16 protein-coding genes and 1 riboswitch are annotated in these 17,844 nt (G+C 70.2%); of the genes, 10 read left to right on the top strand and 6 right to left on the bottom strand.

Translation table 11 applies throughout. The features are described 5' to 3' along the window. Window positions 1-20: 20 nt before the first annotated feature. The 3 genes from AB0D59_RS13765 to AB0D59_RS13755 form a co-directional block, all read right to left on the bottom strand. Window positions 21-1,259, bottom strand: a complete 1,239-nt coding sequence (locus AB0D59_RS13765) for a DUF2092 domain-containing protein (RefSeq protein ID WP_362564500.1) — start codon at window positions 1,257-1,259, stop codon at window positions 21-23. Between the two features lie 259 nt (window positions 1,260-1,518). Further along, window positions 1,519-2,481: a CHRD domain-containing protein gene (locus tag AB0D59_RS13760; protein WP_362564499.1), complete on the bottom strand. Its 963-nt coding sequence runs from the start codon at window positions 2,479-2,481 to the stop codon at window positions 1,519-1,521. A gap of 169 nt (window positions 2,482-2,650) precedes the next feature. Further along, the gene (locus AB0D59_RS13755; RefSeq protein ID WP_362564498.1) at window positions 2,651-3,658 is read right to left on the bottom strand and encodes a polyprenyl synthetase family protein; all 1,008 of its coding nucleotides are present in this window, start codon (window positions 3,656-3,658) and stop codon (window positions 2,651-2,653) included. Window positions 3,659-5,147: 1,489 nt separating this feature from the next. Next, a riboswitch (cyclic di-AMP (ydaO/yuaA leader) is annotated at window positions 5,148-5,343 on the top strand. A gap of 5 nt (window positions 5,344-5,348) precedes the next feature. Between AB0D59_RS13755 and AB0D59_RS13750 the strand changes: the two genes are divergently transcribed. Then, window positions 5,349-5,837: a transglycosylase SLT domain-containing protein gene (locus AB0D59_RS13750; RefSeq protein ID WP_362564496.1), complete on the top strand. Its 489-nt coding sequence runs from the start codon at window positions 5,349-5,351 to the stop codon at window positions 5,835-5,837. 9 nt (window positions 5,838-5,846) lie between these two features. On the opposite strand, the gene AB0D59_RS13745 is transcribed toward AB0D59_RS13750, so the two are convergent. Beyond that, window positions 5,847-6,653: an HAD family hydrolase gene (locus AB0D59_RS13745; protein WP_362564495.1), complete on the bottom strand. Its 807-nt coding sequence runs from the start codon at window positions 6,651-6,653 to the stop codon at window positions 5,847-5,849. 148 nt (window positions 6,654-6,801) lie between these two features. Between AB0D59_RS13745 and AB0D59_RS13740 the strand changes: the two genes are divergently transcribed. After that, window positions 6,802-7,389 (top strand): hypothetical protein, encoded by a 588-nt coding sequence (locus AB0D59_RS13740; protein ID WP_362564493.1) that lies wholly within the window; start codon window positions 6,802-6,804, stop codon window positions 7,387-7,389. A gap of 84 nt (window positions 7,390-7,473) precedes the next feature. Here the strand turns inward: AB0D59_RS13740 and AB0D59_RS13735 are convergent, their stop codons facing one another. Together AB0D59_RS13735 and AB0D59_RS13730 are read right to left on the bottom strand one after the other, a co-directional pair. Further along, complete coding sequence (locus AB0D59_RS13735) at window positions 7,474-8,670, bottom strand: FAD-dependent oxidoreductase (RefSeq protein WP_362564492.1); 1,197 nt, start codon at window positions 8,668-8,670, stop codon at window positions 7,474-7,476. Between the two features lie 26 nt (window positions 8,671-8,696). Beyond that, the gene (locus AB0D59_RS13730; protein ID WP_362564490.1) at window positions 8,697-9,941 is read right to left on the bottom strand and encodes an ATP-grasp domain-containing protein; all 1,245 of its coding nucleotides are present in this window, start codon (window positions 9,939-9,941) and stop codon (window positions 8,697-8,699) included. Between the two features lie 278 nt (window positions 9,942-10,219). Here AB0D59_RS13730 and fahA point away from each other — a divergent pair, with 278 nt between their 5' ends. The 8 genes from fahA (at window position 10,220) to AB0D59_RS13690 (ending at window position 17,836) form a co-directional block, all read left to right on the top strand. Beyond that, window positions 10,220-11,437 (top strand): fumarylacetoacetase, encoded by a 1,218-nt coding sequence (gene fahA, locus AB0D59_RS13725; protein WP_362564668.1) that lies wholly within the window; start codon window positions 10,220-10,222, stop codon window positions 11,435-11,437. Window positions 11,438-11,720: 283 nt separating this feature from the next. Beyond that, on the top strand, window positions 11,721-12,659 hold the full coding sequence (locus tag AB0D59_RS13720; protein WP_362564489.1) for a M56 family metallopeptidase: 939 nt from the start codon (window positions 11,721-11,723) through the stop codon (window positions 12,657-12,659). A 172-nt stretch (window positions 12,660-12,831) separates the two neighbouring features. Next, window positions 12,832-13,515, top strand: coding sequence for a tetratricopeptide repeat protein (locus AB0D59_RS13715; RefSeq protein ID WP_362564488.1), 684 nt, complete (start codon window positions 12,832-12,834; stop codon window positions 13,513-13,515). Between the two features lie 242 nt (window positions 13,516-13,757). After that, the gene (locus AB0D59_RS13710; RefSeq protein WP_362564486.1) at window positions 13,758-14,549 is read left to right on the top strand and encodes a GntR family transcriptional regulator; all 792 of its coding nucleotides are present in this window, start codon (window positions 13,758-13,760) and stop codon (window positions 14,547-14,549) included. A 34-nt stretch (window positions 14,550-14,583) separates the two neighbouring features. Beyond that, window positions 14,584-14,811, top strand: coding sequence for a ferredoxin family protein (locus AB0D59_RS13705; RefSeq protein ID WP_010986276.1), 228 nt, complete (start codon window positions 14,584-14,586; stop codon window positions 14,809-14,811). 16 nt (window positions 14,812-14,827) lie between these two features. Next, window positions 14,828-16,174, top strand: coding sequence for an ABC transporter substrate-binding protein (locus tag AB0D59_RS13700; RefSeq protein WP_362564485.1), 1,347 nt, complete (start codon window positions 14,828-14,830; stop codon window positions 16,172-16,174). Then, window positions 16,171-17,082 (top strand): ABC transporter permease, encoded by a 912-nt coding sequence (locus tag AB0D59_RS13695; RefSeq protein WP_362564484.1) that lies wholly within the window; start codon window positions 16,171-16,173, stop codon window positions 17,080-17,082. The genes AB0D59_RS13700 and AB0D59_RS13695 overlap by 4 nt, the downstream gene beginning before the upstream one ends. Further along, window positions 17,066-17,836 (top strand): ABC transporter ATP-binding protein, encoded by a 771-nt coding sequence (locus tag AB0D59_RS13690; protein WP_362564482.1) that lies wholly within the window; start codon window positions 17,066-17,068, stop codon window positions 17,834-17,836. The genes AB0D59_RS13695 and AB0D59_RS13690 overlap by 17 nt, the downstream gene beginning before the upstream one ends. The last annotated feature ends 8 nt before the right edge of the window (window positions 17,837-17,844 follow it).

Genomic DNA, 17,844 nt, shown 5'->3' with positions numbered 1-17,844 from the left:
GGGGTACCCGTCCGCCCTGGCTACCTCGCGTTCGCCGCCTTCACCAGCGCCGCCTTGTCCACCGCGCCGACGTACACCTTGCCGTCGTCCGTGATCAGGGCGTTGATCAGCCGGGTGGAGAAGACCGTGCCCTTGCCGAACTTGCCGGAGACCGGGTCGCCGAGCGAGCCGAGGAAGCCGCCGAGGTCACCACCGCCGGAGGCGGAGCCGGTGGGCAGCCCGCCCTTGCTGCCGGTGTCGAGGACGGCTATGGAGTTCCAGCCCTTGCCGAGGACGTCGAAGCCGTTCTTGCCGAGCTCCTCGGGAGTGCCCTGGCCCGGCGACTTCGTTATCTTGTCGCCCTTGTCGCCCTTGTCGGCCCGGTTCGCCTTGTCGAGGCTGTCGCCCTCGGTGACCTTGGCGCCCTTGGGCGGGGTGAAGTCGAAGGTCGAGGCGGCCGGCTTGCCGAAGCTGACCTGGGTGTAGCCGGCGTCGATCACGGCCGCGCCGCCGCTCGACGGGGTGAGCGTGAACTTCAGCGGGGTACCGGTCTTGGCGTCCACCGCGATGCTGATCGCGCCGACCGTCGTACCGGACTGCTTGGGCTTGATGACGAGCCGGTAGGCGTCACGGCCGGCGACCTGGGCGGTGCCGTCGACCTTCACCGACGTGGTGTCGTCGACCGACTTGAGGACGTCGTCGGCGAAGTCCTTCGGTGTGGCCGGGGTTTCGTGCTGCTCGGCCTTGCCGGAGTCGGCGGCGGTGGAGTGGTAGACCTCGTTGGACTTGCTGTCGTAGCCCCACACGTCCGTGCCGTTGTGGATGAGGCTGTACTCGGCGCCGCTCTCCAGCAGCGACACCTTCTGCTTCTCGGGGCCGGCGGCGGCCACGCGCAGCGTGTGCGTGCCGGAGGCCAGCTCGGTGAGCTTGGTCGTCGGGTCGGCGGACGAGCCGTCGCCGCCCTGGGCCGCGCCGGACATCAGGCCGCTCTCCAGACCACCGAGGTCGGGCAGGCCGAGGTCGGTGCTGATCTTCACCGTGCCGGACAGCTGCTGCACGTCCGACTTGGCGATCTTGTCGATGAGTTCCTGAGCGGTGATCTTCGGCAGGTCGGGGTCGCCGGAGTCGGCGAGCGCCGGAACCAGTCCGATCGTGGCCGCGGCCACCCCCATGACCGCGACCGGGACGACGTATCGTGCGGCCTTGCGCCGCCGCTCGGCGCGCAGCTCGTCGTCGGCCTGCGCGGCCCCCGTGCTGCCCTCGGTTTCGTACGGTGCCATGTGTGCCTTACCTCCGTCGTCGGCGGCGGCTGTGCTCGCACGTGTTCCCACCCTGAGCCGCCATTCTCACCCGAATCGGTGAGTGGTGGTGATTTCCGTGGTTTCCATCTCACCAAATCGGGGCCTCTGATGCGTCAGCCCCGGGAGCCAACTCCGCGTACGCCTGCGGTATGACACAAGGGTGGAGGCGCCTCCTCCGACCCGTAGGGGTCGCGCGCGAAGGCGCCTCCTGTCACTTGCTGTCACGTGCCGTGTTCACTCAGTGTTGCTGCACGAACACGTAGTCGGCCCGGTAGGGGACGCCGACGACGGCACCCGGGGTGCAGGAGCCGGCCGGGGCGACGCCGCCGACGGTGTTCAGGCGCAGGATCTCGCCGGTGTGCGCGAGCAGGCCGTGCTTCTTGCCCGACCGGGTGGTCCTGAGGTCCAGCTCGGGGATGTTGCCGTCGCCGTTCGGCGTCTTGGTCAGGACCGTCCCGGTGACCGCGCTGCCGTCGGGGGCGACCCACTGCGGGGTGCCGGAGCCGGGTGCGACGAAGGAGTGCCGGATGCCGCCGCCGAGTTTGGCGCTGACGTCACGCTGGGCGAAGGCGTAGCCGCCGCCGTCGGCCGCCTTGCACTCGTAGATCTGCCTGCCGGTGATGACGGAGGCCTGGAGGCCGCCGCCCCCGAGGTCGGTGACGGTGGTGACGGCGTGCAGTTGGCCGCGGACCGCCCCGCCCGGGAACTCGGCGGTGTGCAGGTTGGCGTAGAAGGATCCGGGGTCGGTGGTGAGCTGTTTGAGCAGGGCCTTGTCGGTGACCTTGACACTGCCGGTGACGCTGTGCCCCTTGGCCTTCTTCAGCAGCTTCCCGAAGTCGATCTTCACCCCGCCGTTGGTCCCCTCGGCGCCCTGATGGATGTGCAGGTCGGTCGGCCTGCCGGTACCGCGCCAGGTCACGGCGACGGTCACCTTGCCCCCCTTGACCTGGATGAACTCCAGTGCCACGCCGTCCTTGTCCCCGACGGCGGGCCCACCGGCGACGGGCACCTCGTTGGCGCCGCGCAGACTGGCGACGAGGACGACGGAGCGGGTGGAGCCGGTGGAGCTGTGGCTGATGGAGCTGAGCCGGGCTGCACTGTGGCTGGTGGCGGCGGATGCCGGGACGGCGGCACCGCCGAGAGCGGTCACGGTGACGGCTGCGGCGACGAGGCTCTTGCGGCGCGTTGCATTGATGACCATGATTCCGTTCTCTCCCCCTGTGTCAGCCGACGCCCCCTGCGTCGGCTTCTGGGGAGGGGTACGGAGCAGATCCTAGATTGGACTCAGTCCAGGAGTGTGACGTGCGTCACAGGAATTTACTCCTGGGCTCGGCCTCTCGGGAAACCAAGTCGGCAGCATGGGCAGGGGGCTAGCCCGCCCGGTGCACCACCGCGTCGCACAGCTCCAGGAGCGTCACCTTCGCGTCGCATTCGACCAGCGGGGCCAGCGCGGCCCGGGCCTCCTCCGCGTACCGGATCGTGTCCCGGCGCGCCTGCTCCAGGGCCGGATGCGCCCGCAGGGCCGTCAGGGCCTCCGCGTGCCGCGCGTCGTCCGTGAGGTCGGAGTCCAGCAGCTCGCACAGTGCGATGTCCTCGGCCAGGCCCAGCCGCGCCGCCCGCTCCCGCAGCCGAAGCACCGGAAGCGTGGGGATACCCTCGCGGAGGTCGGTCCCCGGGGTCTTGCCGGACTCGTGGGAGTCGGAGGCGATGTCCAGGACGTCGTCGGCGAGCTGGAAGGCGACACCGAGGCGTTCGCCGTACTGGGTGAGGACGTCCACGACCGTCTCGTCGGCGCCGGACATCATCGCGCCGAAGCGGCAGGAGACCGCCACCAGCGAGCCGGTCTTGCCGCCGAGCACGTCGAGGTAGTGGTCGACCGGGTCACGCCCGTCCGACGGACCCGCCGTCTCCAGGATCTGGCCCGTCACCAAGCGTTCGAACGCGAGGGCCTGGACCCGCACCGCCTCGGGTCCGAGGTCGGCGAGGATCTGCGAGGCGCGCGCGAAGAGGAAGTCACCGGTGAGGACGGCGACCGAGTTGCCCCATCGGGTGTTGGCGCTGTCGACCCCGCGCCGCACGGCCGCCTCGTCCATGACGTCGTCGTGGTACAGCGTGGCCAGGTGGGTCAGCTCGACGACCACGGCCGACGGCACCACGCCCGGCGCGTACGGGTCACCGAACTGCGCGGCCAGCATCACCAGCAGCGGCCTGAACCGCTTCCCGCCGGCCCGCACGAGGTGCTGCGCGGCTTCCGTGATGAACGGGACCTCACTTTTGGTGGCTTCTAGCAAGCCCTCCTCGACAGCCGTCAATCCGGCCTGGACATCGGCTTCCAGAGCCTGGTCCCGCACGCTCAGCCCGAACGGCCCGACGGTCACGAGGGGTCTCCTGTCTGCTGGTGTCCACTGGCGATTACACGGTTTGTCGATAGGTCGCTGCCATCACTCAAGTCAGCGTATCCGGTCAGGTTTCGATCACCGAGGGCGCCCACCGTTACACCTCGGGCGCTTTCGGATCACGACCGGTATGTTTTTGATCAGCCGATACAACCTGACATCCAATGACTTAACAGGAAGTACCGACAGTTGTCCCGAACCGGGGCGTAAGCCGTGTCCCCGGCCGAGGCGTGGACCGCGTCCCGGACCAGCGCCGTCACCGGGTCCGACGCCGGACCGTCCGGCAGACCACCGACCACGGACGATCACACCCTCTCCGCCCGACGTCACCTGCCCGGAGGTACCCCCTTCGCCGCCCGCCAAAGCCGACGGGGGCAAACCGCACCGATCCGCACCCGCACCCCTTACGAGATCACGCACGAGGACCTCCGCACGACGTTCGCCGTCCGAACGTCGCTCCCCACGCGCACGCGCGCGTGGCGCCCAGTGGCGGACGAGCCCGGACTTGCCTCGACCGACGGACGGGGCTGGCCTCGACCGTCGAGCGGCCGACAGCGCGGCCCCGGTGCAACGCGAGCGTCGGCACGGTCGGTACCTCCTGAGACGGCTGCATGTCCCTCCGGACGGCGGCCCTCGCACCCGAGCCGCTCAAGGCGGTCGCCGTGGCCCTCCACGGACGGCCACTATGACAACGACGCGCGGTGCGGCGGAGGTTCCGCCCTCACGGTGGACACACGCGCGTGGACGGCCGCGCCGCCCGCCGCCGGGTCGGTGAGCCCGCCACCCCCTGCTCCGACGTGAGCGGAATCACGTACGCCCGTCACAGGTGAACTCCCGGCGGATTCCAAGCCCTTGGGTCGCCCGACGGCCTTCGAGACGCCCGGGCGGACGAAGCCTCCGGGCGTCAACCTCCCCACCGCGCACGATCAGCGGCACGCGCGCGTACCCGGGCCGCACGGAGTTCACGAGGGCGCGCCGGAGAGGCCACACGACCGGATGAACCGGCTGCACAGAACCCGCTGCCGAGCCACACCCGACCGGACCCCACCGGTTCGGCCCATCGAGCCGGAATTCCACCGAACAAGGCAATTCGGACAATCTCCCGAATTGCCTGTGACGCGGGCCACTTCTTCCACCCCAATCACTGCAATCCGCACGAATGACTGCGAGGCACTTTTCCGCTGATGCCGGGAAAAACGGATTCCGCGAATCCCTCTTGTCCGATTCGCCTTAATTGCCGTTTCGTGAAGTAGGTCACGTGGCCCGGAGTGCCACAAAGGCGGTAAGGCGACCCTTCCTCACCTTTCCCTGTGGGCGAGTTGAGGATTGGCAGCCGCAAAGGATCAAGCGGCCTATACGACTCAGATCAAGGTCAATCGGCGTGTTGTGTGAATCAGGTACTTGTTCCGGACATGTGCTCTCGCATACGTTCCCGCTCGCCGGGCGGACGCCGAATCCTGCCGCCGCCCGTCGTGACCCATCGACGAGTCCATTCGCACGGCAGGAGCGGGGAAACCAGGTAAGTCGCCGGACCGGGCGACCGATGTCACCGACGGACGTCGTACCGGAACGGCTAGGGGTGAAGTCGCCTCGCCTCAGGGCGGAGCGGCCGGGCACTCCCCGGGCCCGAACCCGACAGCTCACCCCGCAGGCGACGGAGAGGAACCACGACATGTCTGCTGCCGCCCAGCACCGCCGTCCCCGCCGTAACCGCATCGTCCGCAAGCTCGCCGTCGTCGGTAGCGGCGCCGCCGTTCTCGCCCTGCCGCTCATCGGGGCGACCGCCGCCTCCGCCGCCACTTCCACCACCTCGACGGCTTCCACGACGCTTGCCGGGTACCCGAACAACCTCGACGGCTGGATCCGCGAGTCGCTCGCGATCATGGCCGAGAAGAACATCCCGGGTTCCTACAACGGCATCTACCGCAACGTGATGCGTGAGTCCTCCGGCAACCCGCAGGCCATCAACCTCTGGGACTCCAACGCGGCCGCCGGCATCCCCTCCAAGGGTCTGCTCCAGGTGATCGACCCGACGTTCAAGACCTACCACGTGGACGGCACGTCGTTCGACATCTACGACCCGGTCGCGAACATCACCGCCGCCTGCAACTACGCCGCCGCGCGGTACGGCTCGATGGACAACGTGCACGGCGCGTACTGACCGGCGCCGTCAGCCGAAGAGTCTTTCGAGGACGACGGCGATGCCGTCGTCCTCGTTCGACAAAGTGATCTCGTCGGCCACCGCCTTGAGTTCGAGATGGGCGTTGGCCATGGCCACCCCGTAGGACGCCCAGTCGAACATGGGGATGTCGTTGGGCATGTCCCCGAAGGCGACGGCCTGTTCGGGGCTCAGCCCCAGATGGTCGGCGGCCAGCGCCAGCCCGGTCGCCTTGGTCACCCCGCACGGCTGGAGCTCGACGGTTCCCGGCCCCGACATGGTGACCGTCGCCAGCGATCCCACCACCGCGCGCGCGGTCGCCGCCAGTTCGTCGTCGGACAGGGTGTGGTGGCGCAGCAGCACCTTGCTGATGGGCGCGCACCACAGGTCGTCGCGCCGGTCGACGCGCAGCGCGGGCAGCGTGGGGTGGGGCATCAGATAGCCCGGCTCGATGAGCGTGAGCCCGTCCACGCCGTCCTGGTCGACCGCCGCGTACACCTGCCCGACCTCGGCCTCGATCTTGCCGAGGGCGGTCTCCGCCAGTTCCCGGTCCAGGGTGACCGACCACAGCAGCCGGTCAGCGCCGGCGTCGTACACCTGCGCGCCCTGGCCGCAGACCGCGAGACCCGTGCAGCCGAGGTCGTCCAGGAGGGGGCGCACTCTCGGCGCGGGACGGCCGGTCACCACGAGATGCCGGGCACCCGCCCGGCCGGCCCGCGCGAGCGCGGCGAGCGACCGTTCCGACAGGGTGTCGTCGGCGCGCAGCAGCGTGCCGTCCATGTCGGTGGCGATCAGTGCGTACGGGGAGGGTGCGACCATGATCAGAGAATACGGACAGCACGCCCCTGAGACTCACTGTGCGTTTCGGCCTCAATTGGCGCCAGCCGTCGCCTTGATGGGGCGATGTCAGTGGGGCGCGTTACGTTGGCGGTGTGTTGACGGCACCGATCGGACGGGGGCGGGCGTGGTGACGGACGTACCGGGGGACTTCCGGGCGCATCTGCTGGAGGCGGCGACCGGGGTGCTGGACCGGTTCCCGCGGGAGCCGCGGCCGGAGATCTACGCGCTGTCGTTCCGCATCTGGCGGGTCGAGGACGACGACCGCAGACCGTACGTGGCGATCGGCTACAACACCGAGAGCCAGTACGAGGCCGAACGGAACCCGACGGACCCCGGCGAGGCGCGCTGGAACTACGCGTGCTGGCTCTTCGACGGCTTCGAGATGCTCGGCAACTGTCCCGAGGACCCGGTCGGCGGCGCGCTGTACACCGAGGAGGTCCGGCGGCTCGGACTCTGGTTCGACGGGGACGGCGACGACGCCGAACTGGACGCGAAGCACGACCTGTTGGGGCTGCACTTCGCCGACGCGTGCATACGGCTGGCGCGGGATCTGCATTCCGGCGGCCGTATCGAGAAGGCCCTCGGCCGAGCGCTGCCGGTGGTGGTCTTCGACATGTACTGCCCGGGCTGGGAGGTCGAGGCCACGGAGGCGGCCAACCCGCCGGAGCTGATCGAGGAGTTCCTGGCCTGGCAGCGGGCGGCCGAGGAGGCGTAGCCCCGGAGCCGGGTGGCGGCCCGGCCCCAGAGGTGGGCGGCGGCCTTGCCCCGGATGGGCGGCGGCCTTGCCCAGGGGCGGGTGTCAGGCGTGGGCAGCGGCCAGGTGCTTGGCCAGACGCGGCGAGGCGAACTCCGTACCGCACACGAACCGCATCACCGGTCCGTACGACGCCGCCGCGGGCAGGCCGGTGAAGTACAGGCCGGGCACGGAGGAGACGTATCCGACGCCGAGTTTCGGGGCGCCGCGGCTCACCGCGACGCGGGTGCGCAGCTCGGGGCCGAGGAAGTCCATCGCCGCGGTGTCCACGCGGTAGCCGGTGGCGGCGACGACGTGGTCGGCGGTGAGCCGGTCGGTGCGTCCGTCATGGGTGCGGACGGTGAGGACGGGGGCACCGTCGGAGGTGTCGGCGCCGGTCACGCCGACGACGGCGTGGACCTGGACCTTGCCCTCGAAGCGGTCGCGCAGCCACCAGGCGCCGAGCGGCCCGAGCACCCGGCGGACCAGGTAGTGGCGGGTCCGCGCGGGGAGGAAGCGGTAGGGGTGCGGGTAGTAGCTGAGCGCCCACAGCGACCAGGCCCGGCCGAACGGGGACTCCGGGCGCAGCCGGGGCTGGTCCCAGGGCGGGGCGCCGAAGGCGACCTTGCCGCGTCCGCGGGAGACCACCCGCACCTGGGCGCCCGCTTCGGCCGCGAGAGCGGCCGTCTCCAGCGCGGACTGCCCGGCCCCGACGACGATCAGTTCCTTGCCGGAGAACCGGGTCAGGTCGTGGTGCTGGGAGCTGTGCGAGACCGGTCCCGCGGGCCCGTCCGCCGTCGCTCCCACGAGCTCCGCGGGAACGTGGGCGAGCCCCGACAGACCGGTGGCGACGACGACCGCGCGGGCCGTGAACACCTCCCCCGAGTCCAGCTTGAGTTCGAACCCAGCCGCCTTGTCGCGGTCCACGGAGACCACCCGTACCCGCTCCAGCTCGGGTACCAGCTTCTCCTGGAACCACTCGCCGTAGCCGATGAAGGTCTCCACCGGAATGATGTCCTCGTCGGTCACCAGCCTGCGCAGGCCCGCCGCGTCGCAGTAGTCGGCGAGGGTGTGCCCGCGCTGCGGGCAGTCGAGGTTGGAGGCGGCGGGCGTCGACTTCAGGAGCATGCCCTCGGGCATGTGGTCGCGCCAGCTGACCATGGGGTCGCCGAAGACCCGGACGGGGATGCCGCGCGCCCGCAGATGGGCGGCGGTGGACAGGCCGAAGGGCCCGGCACCTATGACTGCTACCGGTTGGATCACGAAGTCCCTCCGCAGGAACGTGGTGCCTACTTCGTGGCGGTGCTGGAGCCGCGGCGGTTGGTGCGCCACAGCTGGTAGAGGTGCTTCGCGCCCGGACGCACGAAGCGGGCGAGCATCGTGACGAACGGCAGCGGGTCGTCACCCGCGAGCCAGGCCAGCTCGGTCCCGCTCGGCCGCTCGGGCGCGTGCGGCGTCGTATAACCGCTGCGGCGGTAGGCGAGGAGGGCGGGCAGGTCGATGTTCTCCACGACGTACCGGTGGCCGGCGCGCTGTTCCCCCTCCGGAACGCGGCGCCCGGTCAGATCCAGGTGCATGGCACGGATGACGTCCACCCCCGACTCGCTCTCGAAGAGCCGGAACTGGGCGCCCATGCGCGGGTTGAAGTCGAGGAGCTTGTACTGCCCGTCGCGGCGGTCGAAGCGCAGGTCGAGGTCGATGATGCCGCTGAAGCCGATCTCTTTGATGAAGCGTGCGGCGAGGTCGGCGAGTTCCGGGTTGTCGACGACGTACGCGTTCGCGGTCATGCCCGCGTGCGGCGGCCACGAGCGCACCTTGACGCCGGTGAACAGGGCGCGCGGGTTCGAGTCGGCGTCGAAGTAGGCGTGCACGATCCAGTCTTCGGCGTCCTCCCTCGGGAGGTACTCCTGGAGGATGACACCCGGACGGGTGCCCCAGTCACGCGCGAGAGCGAGCAGTCCCTCGCGGGTGGCGACCTTCGTCGTGCCGTTGACGGCGGGCTGACTGCGCCGGACGAACGCCTCTCGGTTCTTGGCGACGATCGGGAAGCGGGCCTTCTCGGCGAAGTCGACGATCTCGTCGTACGACTGCGGGAAGGCGGCCGCCGGACTGGGGATGCCGTGTTCGACACAGAGTTCGTGCAGCCCCTGCTTGCTGGCGAGCCGGCGGGGCAGTGCGGACTCCACACGCGGGACGAGGAAACGGTCGCCGAGCGCGTCCTGATGCTCGGCGATCAGGACGGCCGCCTCCTCGTCGGTGGGGATCAGCACGGTCGGACGGCCGATGCGGCGGCCGATGCGCAGCAGTCCCTCGACCAGGTGATCCGGTTCCTCGGCGCCTGTTGTCGGCCACACGAACGCCCGTTTGAGATAACGGGAGGAGGCCGCCGGTGTGTAGGCGTCCTCCGTGATCGCGTACATGGGAATGCCCAGGCGGCCCAGACTGCGAATCGCGCCGACCCCGCCGTGGTGCAGCGGATAGTCGCCGAACTTGACGATCAGGCCGGGCACGTCGCGATCCGCGTCGAACGGCATGCTGACGGCATTCCTGGCCACGGGTCCCCCCACGTGTCCTCCCCCTGCGGACCGGACCTACCCCGTCCGTGTCCCCCCAAAGGACGCTAAGCCGGAATTGCCACCTCCGACAAGGCTTATTCGGACATTGCGAACTCTTTAGACACTGCCACGACAGCCAACTCACCCGTAACGTGTGGCGCGACCACATGGAATGCCGCGCAACGCCAGAGCGACGTCACCACATAGACCGCCCGGCGCGGCACGGATGAGAGCGAGGCAGCCACCCCATGCCCCCCTTGCCCCCCTTCGAGGTCCCCGAGGGTGACCCCTTCGGCCCGCACAATCTTCCCTATGGCGTGTTCTCGACTCCCGAGAGCACGGAACGGAGGGTTGGCGTCCGCCTCGGCGACCACGTCCTCGACGCCGGTGCCACGGCGCTCGCGCTCGGCTCCCCGTACGCCTCGCTGCTGGCCCGCCCGACCCTCAACCCGCTGCTGGCCGCGGGACGCACCACCTGGTCGGACGTACGGCGCGCCCTGACCGCCTGGGTGACCGTGCCCGCACACCGCGAGGCGATCGAACCCCTCTTCCACCCCCTGGACGCGGTGAACCTGCACCTGCCCTTCGAGGTCGCCGACTACGTCGACTTCTACGCCTCCGAGAACCACGCCCGGAACGCCGGCCACATCTTCCGCCCCGACGCCGCCGAACCGCTCACCCCCAACTGGAAGCACCTGCCTATCGGCTACCACGGCCGTGCGGGCACGGTCGTGGTGTCGGGGACGGACGTCGTACGGCCGTCGGGCCAGCGGAAGACGTCTTCGGACCCCTCGGAGGCGCCGGTGTTCGGCCCGTCGGTCCGGCTGGACATCGAAGCCGAGGTCGGTTTCGTCGTCGGCACGCCGTCGGAGCAGGGCCGGCCGGTGGCGCTGGGCGACTTCCGGGAGCACGTGTTCGGGCTCACGCTCCTGAACGACTGGTCGGCGCGCGACATCCAGGCCTGGGAGTACGTCCCGCTCGGCCCGTTCCTCGGCAAGTCGTTCGCCACCTCTGTCTCGGCGTGGATCACCCCGCTGGACGCGCTGGAGGACGCACGGGTCGCCCCGCCCCGGCGGACACATCCGCTGCTGCCGTACCTGGACGACTCCGCCGAGGAACCCGCGGGTTATGACCTGCGGATGTCGATCGCGATCAACGGTCAGGTGGTGTCCGAGCCGCCGTTCTCCACCATGTACTGGACCGCCGCGCAGCAACTCGCCCACCTGACCGTCAACGGCGCCTCACTGCGCACCGGCGACCTGTACGGCTCCGGCACGGTGAGCGGTACGGAACCCGCGGAGCGCGGATCGCTGCTGGAGCTCACCTGGAACGGGCGGGACCCACTCGAACTCCCGGACGGCAAGCGGACGTACCTGGAGGACGGCGACGTGGTGACGCTGTCCGCGTGGGCGCCGGGGCCGGGCGGGAGCCGGGTGGGACTCGGCGAGGTCAGCGGGCGGGTCGTGGCGGGGTGAGGGGCGGTCGGGCCGGGGAGTGCGCGCAGGAGCAGCGGCGCGCCGTCCGCAGGGGTTCGGCGAGGAGGACACCCGGATCCTCGTCGGCACCTGACTCGGAGCGCTCCGTCCCGTCATACTGACGGGACACGCACCATGCGATGCGCCCGCACGCGCACCATGCGAGGCGACGGCGCACGCGTCACGTGATGCGCCGGCGCACGCACTCTGTCGCGCAACGGCGCATCACTCCCGCACAACCCGCCGCCCGCACACCTCTCCGATCGGGAAACGGAGCCTCGGCATGACCTTCTGCCTGCTCCTGCTGAGCGTCGTCGCCCTGACGGCCGCAGTGCCCGCGCCACGTGCGCTGGTGCAGTCCCTGTGGCCCGAGCGGGAGCCGGTGGTCGCGCTGTGGGTGTGGCAGTGCTTGGTCGCCACCGTGCTGATGTGCTGCCTGGCCGCGCTCGTCCTGGGCGCGGCGGCCGTCTTCCACACCGTGCGCGACCGGGTGTTCGCGCCGGCGCCACCGGCGGTCACCGCGGCGTACGACCTGTCCGTCGCGCCCCTGTGGGCGGTCGCCCTCACGGTGCTGCTCGCGTGCGGGGCCGCGTGGACGACGGCGATGCTCGCCCGCGAGCTGGTCGAGGCCCGTCGGCACCGCGACCAGACCCGCGCACACCTGCGCGAACGGGCACCGGAACTGCCTGCGGGGCTGCCGGCGGCGCGCGGGCCGATGCTGGTGCTGGAGGACGAATACCCGGACGCCTGGTGGATGCCCGGGCATCCACCGCAGTTGGTCGTGACGACCGGGGCACTGCACCGCCTCACCAACCACCAGCTCGACGCCGTACTCACCCACGAGCGGGGCCACGCCCGCGCCCACCACGACTGGCTGCTCCACCTGTCCAGCGCGCTGGCCACGGGCTTCCCGCGCGTGCCGCTGTTCTCCCACTTCTGCGACCAGACCCACCGGCTCGTCGAACTCGCCGCCGACGACGCGGCATCCCGCCGCTGCGGCCACCTCACGACCGCCCTGGCCCTGATCGAACTGAACCAGCACCGCGGGGTCCTGTCCTGCGCCTCCAGCCGCCGGCTGCTCGGCGAGCGGGTCGACCGGCTCCTGGAACCACCACCACGGCTGCTGCGCCGCCAGCGGGCCCTGACGACGACGGTGGCCGCACTGGTACCCCTGCTACCGCTGCTGATCACGTTCGCACCAGGGCTGACAGCACTCGGGTAGGGCACCTGTCGTTCCCCGGAAGTCCCGCGAAGGCGGCGCAGCGGAAGGGACGTCCTGCGCGCGGACCAAGGGTGGGCTCTCGGGCTTCAGCCGCCCGCGAAATCCCTCGGCTGCCGCCAGAGGCGCGGACATAGTCTCGGCACGACCATCGTCCGACGGGGAGGAACAGGACATGCAAGGGCAGGACTGGGTCGCGCATACGGGAGAGCTTTTCGAAGCGGCGATGTTCGGCGGCGACACATCCGCGCTGGGCCGTTCCGACGATGTGCTGGACGCTGTCGAGGCGCCGCTCTCCATGGCACGGGGCAAGGTACTGCATGTGCGCTTCCTGAACGACCGCGAGGAGAACGGCCAGGAATTGGTGCTGTTCGAGCGTGCGGCCGAGCTGTACCAGCGGCTGGGGGACGCGTCGGGCGAGGCGGGCGCGTTGTTCTGGATCGGCTGCTGGCACCAGGTGGTGAAGGGCGACGGCACCACCGGCAGGCCGTACTTCGAGCAGTCGTACGCGCTGGCGAAATCCGTCGACGACCGGATGACGATGTCCTATGCGATACGCCATCTCGGCTTCACCGACCGGGACGCGGGCGACTTCGACCAGGCCCGTGAACGGTTGACCGAGTCGGTGTCGCTACGCCGGAAGATCGGCTTCAGGCCCGGGGAAGCGGCCGGCCTGGTGGCACTGGCCTATCTCGCGGCCGAGACCGGGAACAGATCGGTCGCGCTCCATCACCTCGACGAGGCGGAAGTGGTCGCCGAGAGCTGCGGCGCCAAGAACGTGGCGGGGTGGATCGAGCAGGCCCGCACCACGATCCGGGCCCAGCCTTCTGACGGCACGGTAGTCGTCGTCGAGGACTGAAGTCCGGTACCAGCCGAGCCCACTGGCTTTCCGTGAGACCGCCGCGCCCTCACGGGCCTGATCATCCAAGATCTACTTTCGCCACGGCCCCGGGGTGCGCGAGTGAACGAACCCGCACCCTGGTGGCAGATCTCCGCCACACCGCCTCGAAGCACCAGCTCAGCGGCGTGTCCGATGAGGTCTCAGGTGGCGCAACAATCCGGCAACACCCCATTCCCTACCTCCTGGGTATGGTTCGAGCCATGCCAGCCACCGACCGCATCCGAGACCACGCCGGTCAGGGCGCCGCCACCACGGTCGCCGCCCACCGGACGCGTCGCCGGCTGCGTGCGGACCAGGCCCGGCAGCTCGCCGACCTTCTGCGCCACCAGATCCTCGCCGGTGCCTTCCCGGACGGCAGCCTCCCCCACGAGACCACTCTCGCCACCGACTACAGCGCCACCCGCAACACCGTCCGCCAGGCCCTGGACCTGCTGCGGGCGGAAGGCCTGGTGGACCGCCTCCCCGGCGTGGGCACCGTGGTCGTCGCCCGGAAATACCCACACGGGCTCGACCGTCTGATGGGCCTCGCGGAAACCCTCCGCGAACATGGCCAGGTCACCAACGAGGTCCGCACCATGGGCCCCGCCCCGGCACCCGCCCCCGTCGCCGAACGCCTCCGCGTCCCGCCCGGCGCCGACGTCCTCTACATCGAACGCCTGCGCCGACTCAACGGCCTCCCGCTCTCCCTCGACCTCACCTACATCCCCCTCGACATCGGCACCGCGCTCCTCGGCGCCGACCTGGAGAACAACGACGTCTTCCGGCTCCTGGAGTCGATCACCGGCCAGCCCCTGGGCCACGCCGAGATCACCCTGGAAGCGGTGAACGCGGACGCACACTCCGCCGCCGTACTCCAGGCCCCGCGCGGAGCGGCCGTCCTGATGCTGGAACGGCTCACCCACCTCGCCGACGGCCGGCCCGTCGACCTGGAGTTCATCCGCTTCCGCGGCGACCGCATCACCATGAGCGGCCTCCTTCGCCGCTCCCTCTGACCCCTTCCGCTTGACCCGTTTCCTGGAGACAGCCATGCCTTTGGCGCCCCAGCGGGCCGACGTGCCCGTGACCATCGACGAGTCGAAGTGCATCGACGGCTGCACGCTCTGCGTGGACATGTGCCCGCTGGACTCCCTCGCCATCGACGAGAGCAACGGCAAGGCCTACATGCACGTGGACGAGTGCTGGTACTGCGGCCCGTGCGCGGCCCGCTGCCCCACCGGAGCCGTGACGGTCAACATGCCCTATCTGCTCCGGTGAGAGGCCCACAACTCCCATGAAACGCAAAGCGATCGCCGCATCCGCAGCCCTCCTTCTGCTGCCGTTGACCGCCTGCGGCGGCAGCGCCGTGGCGGGCGACAGCAAGACGGTCACCATCACCGTCGGCTACCAGTCCAAGACCATCAACACCGTCACGGCGGGCACCCTGCTGCGTTCCCTCGGCTACTTCGAGCAGCAGCTCAACGCCCTCCATGACGGCCATACCTACAAGGTCGACTGGCAGGACTACGCCACGGGCGCACCGATCACCGCGCAGATGACCGCCGGGAAGATCGACATCGGCTCGATGGGTGACTTCCCACTACTGCTCAACGCGGCCCGCGGCAAACAGCTCGGGCAGCCCACGCGTCTGGTCTCCGTCACCGGCTACAACCTGCGCGGCGGCCTCAACACCGTGGTCACCGCAACCGACTCCAAGCTCACCTCGCTGACGGACCTGAAGGGCAAGAAGGTCTCGACGAGCATCGGCTCCGCCGCCGACGGCACCCTGGTCCGTGCCCTGCAGCGTGTCGGCATCGACCCGGACAAAGGCATCTCCAAACTCAACCAGCAGCCTGCGGTGGGCGCTTCGGCACTGACGGCGGGCAGCGTGGACGCGCTGTCGCAGTTCGTGGCCTGGCCGGGGTTGCTCGCCTACCAGGGCAAGGCGAAGGCGCTGTACGACGGCGCCCAACTGAACCTCCCCACCTTCCACGGCGTCACCGCCCGCGAGGACTTCGCGAAGCAGCGGCCCGCCGTCCTGGAGGCGTTCCTCAAGGCCCAGGCGGAGGCCACCGACTACCTCAACGCCCACCCGGTGACCGCCGCCGAGAAGGTCGCCGATGCGACCGATCTGCCCGCCGAGGTCGTCTACCTCTACAACGGCGCGCACGGCATCGCCACGTTCGACCCCGCCGTCAAGCCCGCGCTCGTCTCCGCGCTGAAGCAGGACGTGTCGGTTCTCAAGGCCGCCGAGCTGACCGGTGACGTGGACGTGGACTCGTTCGTCGACGACCAGTACGTGAAGAAGGCCCTGGGCAGCTCCGACTACACCAAGCGGCTCGCCGCCACGCCGGCGGCGTCCGCGAGCGAGGTGTGGCCCAAGGGAAGCGAGAAAACGACGAGCTTCAACTCCCCCAAGGAGTTGCTCACGTATGTCACCAAGCACAGTGACGGCATTCGCGCCGCTTACGTACCCGACGCCACCACCGGCACGCTCTGGTTCGCCGACAAGGCGGTGTGGGTGGCCGACGGCGAGCAGGTGCTGCCGTTCGTGACCCGGGCGACCGCGCAAGCGTACGTCGCCGCACACGGCGGCGCTGAGGTCGTCAGCTACGCCGACGCGCTGCGGCGGGCGTCGTGAGCCGGTACGTCCTGCGGGTGGCGTCGCTGGCCGCCGCCCTCGGGTTGTGGCAGTTGCTGACCAGCTTCAAGGTCGACCTATGGCTGCGTTTCTCGCAGTTCCCGACGGTCACCGACATAGCTCATGCTTTCGCCGACCGGGTCTCCCGCGGCGACTACTGGACGGACCTCACCGACAGTCTCACCCGGATCCTCACCGGCTTCCTGCTGGCCGCCGTCCTGGGTGTGGCTGTGGGCGTGCTCGTGGCACGCTCGCGCCTCGCCGAGGATCTGCTCGGCCCGGTCCTGGAGGTGATCCGCCCGATCCCGGCGATCGCTCTCGTACCCGTCGCGATCCTGCTGTTCCCCTCCAATGAGCAGGGCATCGTCTTCATCACCTGCACCGCCGCCTTCTTCCCGGTCCTGGTCTCCACCCGGCACGCGGTGCGCGCCCTCACCCCCGTGTGGGAGGAGGCGGTGCGCACCATGGGCGGTGGCCGGTGGCGGATCCTGGGTTCGGTCGTGCTGCCGGGTGCGCTGCCCGGCATTTTCGGTGGTCTGTCGGTCGGTATCGGTGTCTCGTGGATCTGTGTGATCTCCGCCGAGATGATCTCCGGCCAGTACGGCGTCGGTTACCGCACCTGGCAGGACTACACGATCGTCAACTACCCGGGTGTGTTCGTCGGGATGGTCACCATCGGTGTGCTCGGCTGGGTCACCTCCACGGCCGTCGAGCTCCTCGGCCGGCGTCTGACCCGCTGGCTGCCCCGGGCGTCGTACGTCCCCGGCGGCCGGCCCCGCACTCCGGTGACCGCCGTCGCCGCACCGGTCGTAGTGGTGGCCGACGGCGAGTCCCAGAAGCAGGCCGATGCCCAGCAGCAGGGCCGCAGTGACACCGATCAGGAGGCGCGCGATGAGCACTTCGTCTGAGGTCGCCGGCCCGGCGCTAGCGCGAGGGGCCGGGCTCACCCTGGGCGCGGCCGTGCTCGGCCGTCCGGACGCGGCGGTGCTGCGCGATGTCGAGCTGGCTGTCCGTCCCGGTGAGATCCTCACTGTCGTGGGCCCGTCGGGATGCGGCAAGTCGACGTTGCTGCGGACGTTCGCCGGGCTGCTGTCGCCGCTGGCCGGGACGGTCGAGCAGGACGGCGAACCGTTGACGGGGCCGTCTGCCGATCGGGCGCTGGTCTTCCAGGAGGACGCGCTGCTGCCCTGGCGTACGTTGCGGGGCAATGTCGAACTGCCGCTCGCCATCGCGGGAGTTGGGCGCTCCGAGCGCCGCTCGCAGGCCGATTCCTGGCTGGGCCGGGTCGGACTGGCCGCGCAGGCCGGGCAGTTGCCGCACCGGGTGTCCGGTGGGCAGCGCCAGCGGGCGCAGCTGGCGCGGGCGCTGGCGGGTTCGCCCCGGGCCGTACTCATGGACGAGCCGTTCGGCGCGCTCGATGCCCAGACCCGTTCCGGCATGCAGGACCTGCTGGTGGAGGTGTTGGGCGGCACGGGTGCGACCGTCGTTTTCGTCACCCATGACGTGGACGAGGCGCTCTTCCTCGGCGACCGGGTCGCTCTGCTCGCCGCCGGCCGTGTGGCCTCCGTATGTGACGTTCCGCGTCCCCGTGACCGGGGCGCCCTGGACGACCCGGCCCGCGTGGCCCTGCGCCGCGCCGTCCTCTCCTCGCTCGGCATCTGAAAGGCATC

The organism is Streptomyces sp. NPDC048417 (genome assembly GCF_040651615.1).
Lineage (GTDB): Bacteria > Actinomycetota > Actinomycetes > Streptomycetales > Streptomycetaceae > Streptomyces.
Note: the sequence above shows the minus strand (reverse complement) of the source record. Positions and strands in the feature narration are given on the sequence as shown.